The sequence below is a fragment of the Streptomyces sp. HUAS CB01 genome (assembly GCF_030406905.1).
GTDB classification, from domain to species: domain Bacteria; phylum Actinomycetota; class Actinomycetes; order Streptomycetales; family Streptomycetaceae; genus Streptomyces; species Streptomyces chengbuensis.
On record NZ_CP129137.1, the window covers coordinates 830262 to 840021 of the forward strand.

Below are 9760 nucleotides of genomic sequence, written 5' to 3' on the forward strand. Positions count from 1 at the left end.
TTTATCGCGAGTGGAGTTGGACCATGACCGAGCTCTTGCACGGCCCCGCCGACAGCGCCGCCCCGTTCCCCATGACCGAGACCCAGCAGGCGCTGATGATCGGGCGCGGAGAGGGTGTCGAGCTGGGCAGCATCGGCTGCTACGGCTACTTCGAATGGGAGCGCGAGGACCTGGATCCGGAACGGTTCGCCGCCGCCTGGCGCCGCGTCGTCGCCCGGCACGACATGCTGCGTGCCGTCGGTGCCTCCGACGGCACGCAGCACGTGCTCGCGGACCCTCCCCCGTACGACACGCCGGTGCTGGACCTGCGAGGGCTCTCCCCCGACGACGCCGAGCAGCGGCTCGCCGGCCTGCGTGAGGAGATGAGCCACCGGGTGTTCCCGGTGGGCAGCTGGCCGCTGTTCGACCTGAGGTTCGTGCTGCTGCCGGGCGAGGGGAACCGGGGCCGGGTCCATCTGGGCATCGATCTGCAGGTGCTGGACGCCTCCAGCGCCTTCCAGGTGCTCTTCCCCGACCTGATCGACCTGTACGAGGACCCCGGCTCCGAACTGCCCGAGCCCGGTCTCACGTTCGCCGAGTACGCGCGCTGGCGGGCCGACGTCATGCCCGGCACGGAGGCGTTCCGATCGGCCCGTGACTACTGGCTGGAGCGGGTGCCGCAGCTCCCGCCGGCGCCCACGCTGCCGAAGGGCGGGGGCGGGGGGACCGAGGTCCGCTTCGCCCGGCACGAGCACCGGCTGCCGCCCGCGGACTGGGAGCGTTTCAGGGAGCTGGCGCGCCGGGCGGAGGTGACCCCGTCGGTGCTGCTCACCGCCGCGTTCGCCGAGGTGGTCCGCTGCTGGGCGGAGGAGACCGACTTCACCCTGAACTACCCGGTCTTCGAACGCCCCCGGGTGCACGAGGACATCGGGTCGGTGCTGGGTGACTTCACCAACGCCGTGCTGCTCGCCGCGGACGGTTCGGGCGCGACGTTCCTCGACCGGACGCACGCCCTGCGCGACCAGCTCCGCCGGGACATGGAGCACGGTGCGTTCAACGGTGTCCGGGTGCTGCGCGAACTGACCCGGCTGCACGGTGCCGGCGCGCAGGCCGGCATGCCGGTGGTCGTCACCAGCCTGCTGGACTACCCGGCCCGGCGACCGGTCACCGACCTGGGGCACGAGGTCTACTCGATCTCGCAGACCCCCCAGGTGTCCCTCGACGTCCAGCTGCGCGAACTCGACGGTGAACTGCGGATCATCTGGGACTACGTCGACGGCGCCTTCGCGCCGGGGTTCACCGGGGCCGCGTTCGGGGCGTACGTCTCCCTCGTCCGGCGCCTGGTGGAGGACCCGGAGAGCCTGCACAGCCCGCGCTTCGACCTGATCCCCCCGGCCGAGCGCGAGCTGCGCCGCCGGGTCAACGACACGGCGGGGCAGATTCCGTACACCACGCTGCACGAGCTGTTCGCCGAGCAGGCCGCCCGCACACCGGACGCCGAGGCCGTCGTGGACACCCGGCGCCGTCTCACGTACGCGGAACTCGCCGCCTACGCCTGGCGGATCGGCCACCGGCTGCGGCAGCACGGCGCGAAGCCGGGCGAGCTCGTCGCCGTCGTGATGGAGAAGGGCTGGGAGCAGTACGCCGCGGTCTACGGGATCCTGGCCTCCGGGGCGGCGTACCTGCCGCTCGACGCCTCCCTGCCGCCCGAGCGGCTGCGCAGGCTCCTGGCCCACGCCGGGGTGGACAAGGTGCTCACCCAGTCCCGGCTCGAGTCGCGGACCGGCTGGCCGGCGAACGTCCACCGCTACCGCGTGGACGAGGACTTCGAACTCGGCGACGCCGCACAGCCCGGGACCGCGCAGACCCCGGCCGACATGGCGTACACGATCTTCACCTCGGGTTCGACGGGCGAGCCCAAGGGCGTCATGGTCGACCACATCGGTGTCGTCAACCTGATCCGTGACGTGGCCCGGCGGTTCGGGGTCGCCGCGGACGACCGGCTGCTGGCCGTCTCCGGGCTGCACTTCGACGCGTCGATCTACGACGTGTTCGGCGTGCTCACGCAGGGGGGCACGGTCGTGGTCCCGCCACCGTTCGAGCACGCCGAGCCCGACGTGTGGGCCGACCTGGTGTCGGCGGAGCGCGTCACGCTGTGGAACTCCGTGCCGGTGCTGATGGAACTCCTCGTCGGCGAGGCGGAGGTGCGCGAGCGGCGCGGCGGCGGACGGCCGCTGGAGTCGCTGCGCCTCTCGGTGCTCTCCGGTGACTGGATCCCGCTGACGCTTCCGGACCGGTTGCGCGCCCAGTGCCCCCGTATCGAGGTGGTGGGCTCGGGCGGACCGACGGAGACGATCTGCTGGTCGCTGTTCCAGCCGATCGGCGAGGTCGACCCGGCCTGGACCAGCATCCCGTACGGCAAGCCCATCACCAACCAGCGGTACTACGTCGTGGACGGCTCCGCCCACGAGCGCCCGATGGGAGTGGTCGGCGAGATGGCCGTGGCCAGCGACGTCGGACTGGCGCTCGGCTACCTGGAGAACGAGGAGCTGACCCGCAGCCGGTTCGTGGCGCTTCCGGAGACCGGTGAACGGGCCTATCTGACGGGGGACCTGGGGCGCTACCTCCCGGACGGAAGCATCGAGATCCTCGGCCGGGACGACTTCCAGGTGAAGGTCCAGGGCCACCGGATCGAGCTCGGCGAGATCGAGGCGGCGCTGCGGCAGGACGAACGCGTCGCGGCGGCCGTGGTGGTCGCTCCCGCCAGCGCCCACGGTGTCCGGCGGCTGCACGCCTACGTCGTCACCGGACCGGAGGGCACGGGCGAGCAGATCCTCGCCCGGCTCTCGGAACAACTGCCCGCGTACATGGTCCCCTCCGCGCTGACCGTGCTGGAGGAGCTGCCGCTCACCCGCAACGGCAAGGTGGACCGGTTGCTGCTCGCGTCCACCGCGGGAAGCCGCCAGGCCGCCGACGACTCCTCCGCGGCCGACGCGGCCGCGGAGCCGGGCGACGCACTGGAGCTGGTGCTGTGCGCGGCCGTGGCCGACATCCTCGGCCTCGACCGCGTCGGCCCCGGCGACAACTTCTTCAAGCTGGGCGGTGATTCGCTCAGCGGAACCCGGCTGGCCGGCCTCCTCCAGGACCTGCTGGGGGTGCCGGTGCCCGTCAAGACCGTGTTCCGCACCCCGCTCCTGGCGGAGCTGGCCGCGCGGATCGCCGCCGACGAGCAGCACGGCGCGGAGGCGCTGGCCGCCGCGGAGGCCCTCGGCGCACTCCCGGACGAGGACGGCGCGGACCTCCCCGCCGGGGCGCCGGACCTGCCCGGGGCCGCTGCCGGCGTCTGACCGACCACAGGAACTCCACGAGGGGACAGCCATGACCTTCACCCTGCCCGCGCCGCTGGGCGCCCCGGCCGAGGACCACCGTGTCCCACCGGCCGCCGGGCCGCGGCCGGAAGCACCCGACATGATCACCTTCGCCGGGCACGCCGCCGCCCGGCTGCGCCGGACCGACGCCGTCCTGTACGACCTGCTGAACGAGGAGGCGGCCCGTCAGAACAACACCCTGATGATGGTCGCCGCCTCGAGCGTCGCCGACCCGTCCGTGCTGGCCTGCGGCGGAAGCACGCTCGGAAACCTCACCGCCGAGGGCTACCCGGGCGGGCGCTACCACGCCGGCTGCTCGGTCGCCGACGAGATCGAGCGGCTGGCGATCGAGCGGGCCCGTGCGGCGTTCTCGGCCCAGGACGCCGTCGTCCAGCCGCACTCGGGGTCGTCCGCGAACCTGGCCGTGCTCACCGCCCTGCTCGCGCCCGGCGACACCCTGCTCGGCCTGGACCTCGACTGCGGGGGTCATCTCACCCACGGATCGCCCGCCTCCGTCAGCGGCCGCTACTACAGGGCGGTGGGTTACCGGCTCACCCCCGAAGGGCTGCTGGACTACGACCGGATCCGCGACCTGGCCCTGGCCCACCGGCCCAAGCTGATCGTCTGCGGTGCGAGCGCCTACCCGCGCACCATCGACTTCGCCCGGTTCCGGGAGATCGCCGACGAGACGAACGCCTACCTGCTCGCCGACATCTCGCACATCGCGGGCCTCGTCGCCGCCGGACTGCACCCCAGCCCCATCGACCACGCCCACATCACCACCACGAGCACCTACAAGCAGCTGTACGGACCGCGCGGCGGGCTGATCCTGCTCGGCCGCGACGCCCGCAGCTCCGGGCCCGAACGCGGGACCCTCGCCTCGACCATGCGCCGCGCCGTGTTCCCTTTCACGCAGGGCACCCCGGACCTCGCGTCCGTCGCGGCCAAGGCCCGGGCCCTGGGCTTCGTGGCGGGGCCCGGGTTCGCCGAGCTGGCCAAGCGGCTGGCGGACGGCGCCCAGGCGATCGCCGAGCGGCTGTCCGAGCGGGGTATGCGCCTGGTCACCGGTGGCACGGACACCCACATGGTGCTCATCGACCTGCGGCCGGCCGGCCTGACCGGGGACATCGCCGAGGAGGCCCTGGAGTCCTGCGGCGTCATCGTCAACCGCAACCGGGTGCCCGGTGACACCACCCCCGTGCGGACCACCGCCGGGCTGCGGCTGGGCAGCAACACCCTGGCGGCACGCGGTATGGACCGCAACGCGGCCGCCGAGTGCGCCGACCTGGTCGCGGACGTCCTCGACGCGCTGCGGGCCGGCTCGGGAGTGCTCCCGGCGGAGGTGCGCGCGACGGCGCGGGCCCGGGTCGACGCGCTGTGCGCCCGCCACCCGCTGCCGGGGTACGGGTCGTGACGTTCAGCGGTTTCCCGCCCTCGGCACCGCGCCTGTACGAGGAACTCGCCGCCGGGAACTCCAAGGAGTCGTGGCGCCTGCGTCATCGCGCGGTGTACGAGAGCGACGTCCGGGCACCCATGGAGGAGCTGGCCGGCGAACTGTCGGCGCACTTCGCCGAGTACGCGGGCGGGGTGCGCCTGCTGGGCCCGGTCCGGGACACCCGGATGTCCCACGACAAGTCCCCGTACAAGACGTACCAGGGCGCGTACCTGGACGTGCTGCCCGCGCTGGGCTTCTGGGTGCACCTGGACCGGGAGGGGCTGTACGCCTCCGGGCGCTGGTACCCGTACGGGGGCGCCGAGGTCGTCCGCTACCGCGCCGCCGTCGAGGAGGAGGACGGCGGCGCGGAGCTGGCCGGGATCACCGCCCGGCTGACCGGCCTGGGTTTCACGATCGGCGGTGACCGGCTCGCGACCCGCCCGCGGGGAGTGCCGGCCGGCCACCCCCGGCTGGAACTGCTGCGGCACCGCAAGATCGACGCCGGACGGCGGCTCGGGCCGGGACCCGCTCTCGGGTCGGCCGCCGCCGGCGCCTTCGTCCGGGAGACCTGGGAACTGGTGCGGCCGCTGCTGGACTGGGCCGCGGCCCGCGGGCTGACACCGCGACCGCGAGGCGACCGAGGAGCTGACACACCGTCATGACCGTGGAGACCGTGGATCTGCGCAGCGACACCGTGACCCGTCCGACGCCCGCGATGCGCCGTGCGATGGCCGTCGCCGAGGTCGGGGACGATCTGTTCGGGGAGGACCCCACCGTCCGTGCGCTGGAGGACCGGCTGGCCGGCGTGTTCGGCTTCGGCGGCGCGCTGTTCGTCCCATCGGGTGTGATGGCCAATCAGATCGCCCTGCGTCTGCTCGTGGCCCCGGGCCAGGAGGTCGTCTGCGACGCCGGCGCCCACATCCTGGCCCACGAGGAGGGCTCGCCCGCCCGGTACGGCGGGATCCAGACGCGCACCGTCACCGGTGAGCGGGGCCTGCTCGGGGTGGAGGCGCTGGAGAGCGTCCTGCGACCGGGCAACGCCTACACCGTCGGCACCCGCGCGGTGGCGCTCGAGCAGACCCACACCCGCGCGGGCGGCACCGTGTACCCCCTGGAGACCCTGCGCGCGATCCGGCGGCTGACCGAGCGCGCCGGGATCTCCGTGCACCTCGACGGGGCCCGGATCTGGAACGCGCACACCGCGACCGGCACGCCGCTGCGGGAGTACGGTGCCCCGGTGGCCGACACTCTGTCGGTGTGCCTGTCGAAGGGCCTGGGCGCCCCGGTCGGTTCGGTGCTCCTCACGGCCGCCGAACGCCTTCCCAGGGCACGGTCGTTGCGGCACGGTCTGGGAGGCGGCATGCGGCAGTCGGGGATCCTGGCGGCCGCCGGCCTGCACGCGCTGGACCACCACCTGGAGCGCATGGCCGAGGACCACGCCCACGCGGCCCTGCTCGCCGCGGGGCTGCGGGACGCCGGATGCGCCGTGCGGCCGCAGGAGACCAATGTCGTCCTCGTCGACACCCCCGACGCCGAGGAGGTCGTGGCCGGTGCGGCCCGGGACGGGGTCCTGGTGACCGCGCCCGGTCCACGAGTGGTCCGGCTCGTCACACATCTGGGTGTCGGACGACAGGCGTGCCGTCGTGCCGCGGGGGTCCTGGCGGCCCTCATGGGCGAGGGTCGCCGGACGAGGGGCGGTCCCGCGGCCGCGGGACACGCGCAGCAATGGAAAGAGAGCGAAGAAGCCTGATGAGTTGGGAAGTTCTGCCGGCGACCGCCGAACGATGGGACGACGCGCGTGCGGTCCTGCAGCCGCGCAAGAGCGCGCACACCTGCTGGTGCATGGCCTGGCGGCTGACCACCGGCGACTACGGACGGATGACCGCGGACGAGCGGGGCGCGCACCTGCGCTCCCTCGTCGAGGCGGGCAACCCGGCGCCCGGGGTGCTCGGCTATCTCGACGGGGAGGTGGCCGGCTGGTGCAACGTGGCACCGCGCAAGCATCTGGACCGGCTCACCTCGTCGAAGACGATCACCCCGGTCGACGACCTGCCGGTGTGGTCCGTGACGTGCTTCGTGGTGCGCAAGGAGTTCCGCGGCAAGGGCGTCGCGTCCGGTCTGCTGGAGGGAGCGGTGGAGCACGCCCGGGCCAACGGCGCACCCGCGGTGGAGGGTTACCCCGTGGACCCCGAGGGCGGACGGGTGAACCCGACGCTCGCGTACGTCGGCACGATGGAGATGTTCGAGCGGTCGGGCTTCCGCCGGGTCCGCAGGACCGAGGCCAAGAGCGACAAGCGCTACCGCTGGGTGATGCGGCGCGACCTGGACTGAGCGTCCCGGAGCCGGGTCCGCCGCGCGGCGCACCCGAGCGCAGGGAGCGGTTCGGCCAGGACGGTCCGGAGAAGGGGCTCCCGCACTGCGGGAGCCCCTTCTCCGTCGCTCCGGTTCAGGCGGTGTGCGCGGCGATGTCCCACAGCTGGGTGGGGCGTCCGCAGCGCAGCGCCTCCCAGGCGGCCCGCCGGTAGCACCCGGCCACGAGGCCGTCCCTGACCAGCCCGGAGGCGCCGTGCAGATGGACCGCGTCGCGGGTGACGTCCAGCGCGGTCTCCGCGGTCAGGGCGATCAGCCCTGCGGCGTCCCCGGGGACGAGCCGGTTCTCGTCGAGGTCCTTGGCGGCGTCGCCGACCGCCCAGCGCACCGCGTCGAGACGGGCCAGCAGACCGGCGACCCTCAGCCGCGGCCCCTGGTGCTTCACCAGTGCCTGGCCGAACTGCCGGCGGCTCCTGATGCGGGAGACGACGGCCGTCAGCGCGGCGGCGGTGATGCCGGCGAGCAGCGACGCCTGGTGGACCGCGGCTCGCAGACCCGCCCGGGCCAGGGCCTGTTCGGCCGCGAGCCCCCGCAGGACCACGGACGCCGCGGGAATCCGGGCTCCGTCGAGGACGGCTCCGGAGACCGCGCCGCCGCCGTGGTCGCGCAGCGCACGCAGCTCGACCCCGGGGGCCGGCAGGTCCACGAGGGCGACGCAGGGCCCGTCGGGCCCGGAGGCCAGGACGAGCAGCGAGCCCGGCTCCACACCCGCGGCGAAGGGCCCTCCCGAGCCGGTCAGCACCACCCCGCCGTCGTCACCGTCGGGCTTCCAGGTGACGCCGGGCGGTACGGCACCGCGCGGGTCGGGCAGCCGGCCCGGCACGGCGACGGGGTGCGAACCGTCCCGTACCCGGTCGAGCAGGCCGTCGAGGCCCTCCGGGGCGAGCGGGCCGAGTCCGGACAGCAGGTCCAGCGCGAGGAACGTGTCTGTGAGCGGAACGGACTGCATCGCGTTGCCGCCCTCCTCGCAGACCATGGCGATGACGGCCTGACCGAGGTCGAGGCCGTCCATGCCGATGGGCAGGGCGAACTCCCAGGCGCCCACGCCCGTCAGGGCCTCCCACGCGCTGACGGGAGTGGAGGCGTCGATCTCCAGGCCCTGACGGACGGTGAGCCGGAGCTGCCGGAAGAGGGAGTCCTCGTCCTCGCGCTCCCGCCACCGCTCCACCGGTGGCCTGCCGTCCGCCGTCCGTTGTGCTGCGCTTGTCAAGGCCGTACCTCCGCCCCTGAGTCGAGACGCAGCCGGGCCAGCGTCTCGAGCATCATCTCGGCGGTGCCGCCCGATATCCGCATCCCGGGGGCTTCCCGCAGCGCCGAGTCCAATGGATGTGCCACCCCGTCGGTACCGGGGTCGTCGAGGGTCATGCTGTGGTCGCCGTCCAGTTCGGCGGCCCACCAGGCGACCTCCGCGGCGAGTTCGGTGGTGTACCACTTGGCCGCCGCCGCCTCGTCCTCGTTGAGCTCGCCGCGGTCCAGCCGGGTCAGCACGCGCCGTACGAGCGTGCCCGCGGCCAGGAGGCGGGCGTTGAGCTTGGCGAGGCCGATCTGGTCGTGCTGGCCCGACTGGAGCCGGTCGGTGTGGGCTTCGAGCCGCTCCACGGCGGCGCGGTACCAACGCAGCGCCTTGACGTAGTAGTCGAGTCCGGTGCGTTCGAAGGCGAGCGTCTTGACGACGATCGCCCAGCCCTGGCCGGGCTCGCCGACCACGTCGCCGGCGGCGACGGCCACTCCGTCCAGGGTGACCTCGTGGAAGGCGTCGTCCCCGATGCCGGGGACGGCGGTGATCGTCACGCCCTGCTGGGCCAGGGGCACCAGGAAGAGGGTGAAGGCGTCGTTCTCGGCGCGCGCGAGGCACAGTCCGTAGTCGGCGAGGCCGGCGAACAGCGAGTGGACCTTGGTGCCGTAGAGCTTGTAGCCGCCGTTGCCGTCGGCAACGGCACGGGTGGACAGGATGTTCAGGTCGGAGCCTGCCTGCGGTTCGCTGAAGAGCACGCAGCCGAAGGCGGTGCCGGCGGCGAAGCCCGGCAGGTGACGGGCTTTCATGGCGTCGCTCGCGACGTTGAGGAGGGTTGATCCGACGATCTGGACGGTCAGGGTGTGCAGCAGGTCGGGCACGTCGTGCATCGCCAGTTCCTCGACGAGCACGGCGGCGGCGACCTGGCTGACTCCGCGGCCGCCGTACTCCTCGGGCCACTGCGGGGCGAGCAGTCCCGCGTCGCCGAGGGCCCGGTGCACGGGACGCGGGTCCCTGCTGCGCCGGGCGGCGGCGACGGGCGCGGACACCAGGACGTCATGGATCTCCTCGCGGAGGGCTCGCATGGGCGTGCGGGGCGCACCCTCACCGGAGCGGACGAGGCCGCAGTCGGCGGGTGCCCGGTAGAACTCGGTGGTGAGCAACGGTTACTCCCAGGGGCTGAGCGGTCTTGGAGAGGTCGGGGCGGGTCGATGAGCGGGTCGAGGGCCGAGCCCTGCGAGGCGGCGGTGGGGTCCCCCCGGGCCCCTCGGGGCCGAGGAGAGAGCGCTGGGGCCCCTCCCCCGCCCGGAGGGCTGTGGGGAGGCGCTGCGCGCGACGAGGACGGCGCCGCCGGGCGAGAGTCGTCGGCACGCG

General features: G+C 73.7%; 7 protein-coding genes. 5 read left to right on the top strand and 2 right to left on the bottom strand.

The window, feature by feature from the left end; translation table 11 throughout:
* Positions 1-23: 23 nt before the first annotated feature.
* Genes QRN89_RS03710 through QRN89_RS03730 form a run of 5 tightly spaced genes read left to right on the top strand, consistent with a single transcriptional unit; the run spans position 24 to position 7113 of the window.
* Positions 24-3326 carry a non-ribosomal peptide synthetase gene (locus QRN89_RS03710; protein WP_290347902.1) on the top strand — a complete coding sequence of 1101 codons (3303 nt, stop codon included), beginning with the start codon at positions 24-26 and terminating at the stop codon, positions 3324-3326.
* A 31-nt stretch (positions 3327-3357) separates the two neighbouring features.
* On the top strand, positions 3358-4761 hold the full coding sequence (gene glyA / locus QRN89_RS03715; protein WP_290347903.1) for a serine hydroxymethyltransferase: 1404 nt from the start codon (positions 3358-3360) through the stop codon (positions 4759-4761).
* A complete protein-coding gene (locus QRN89_RS03720; protein ID WP_290347904.1) occupies positions 4758-5444 on the top strand; it encodes a DUF2461 domain-containing protein in 687 nt (228 codons plus the stop codon). The genes glyA and QRN89_RS03720 overlap by 4 nt, the downstream gene beginning before the upstream one ends.
* Complete coding sequence (locus QRN89_RS03725) at positions 5441-6532, top strand: threonine aldolase family protein (RefSeq protein ID WP_290347905.1); 1092 nt, start codon at positions 5441-5443, stop codon at positions 6530-6532. Before QRN89_RS03720 ends, QRN89_RS03725 begins: the two co-directional genes overlap by 4 nt.
* Positions 6532-7113: a GNAT family N-acetyltransferase gene (locus QRN89_RS03730; RefSeq protein ID WP_290347906.1), complete on the top strand. Its 582-nt coding sequence runs from the start codon at positions 6532-6534 to the stop codon at positions 7111-7113. Before QRN89_RS03725 ends, QRN89_RS03730 begins: the two co-directional genes overlap by 1 nt.
* 115 nt (positions 7114-7228) lie before the next feature.
* Here QRN89_RS03730 and QRN89_RS03735 read toward each other — a convergent pair whose 3' ends face one another.
* Positions 7229-8362, bottom strand: coding sequence for an acyl-CoA dehydrogenase family protein (locus tag QRN89_RS03735; protein WP_290347907.1), 1134 nt, complete (start codon positions 8360-8362; stop codon positions 7229-7231).
* A complete protein-coding gene (locus QRN89_RS03740; RefSeq protein ID WP_290347908.1) occupies positions 8359-9549 on the bottom strand; it encodes an acyl-CoA dehydrogenase family protein in 1191 nt (396 codons plus the stop codon). Before QRN89_RS03740 ends, QRN89_RS03735 begins: the two co-directional genes overlap by 4 nt.
* Positions 9550-9760 lie beyond the last annotated feature (211 nt).